General features: G+C 53.1%; 1 rRNA gene. It reads right to left on the reverse strand.

The window, feature by feature from the left end:
* Nucleotides 1-197 precede the first annotated feature (197 nt).
* A 23S ribosomal RNA gene (locus SB822_RS56310) occupies nt 198-290 on the reverse strand; the annotation flags it as partial.

Here is a 290-nt window from a genome sequence, read left to right on the forward strand (position 1 = left end):
ACAGCCAATCTGGAAGAAGTAGTTTCTGGTGATGCTCACCAGGGTAAAGCTGTTTGGGCTGTGTTGTTCGAGGCACAACATCGATCACTCAACCGTGCGTCCTGTTCTCCCTGGCGGGGAGTTCCAGCGCATCCCCTTCGGGGATCGGACCAGTGTAAGCGCCAAAGCGCTAACGCTGGTCGAGACACACCTGTTATAGGATCAAGCCTTACGGGCAATTAGTATCAGTTAGCTGAACGCATTACTGCGCTTACACACCTGACCTATCAACGTCCTGGTCTTGAACGACG

The organism is Paraburkholderia sp. SIMBA_054 (genome assembly GCF_046534875.1).
GTDB lineage: Bacteria > Pseudomonadota > Gammaproteobacteria > Burkholderiales > Burkholderiaceae > Paraburkholderia > Paraburkholderia hospita.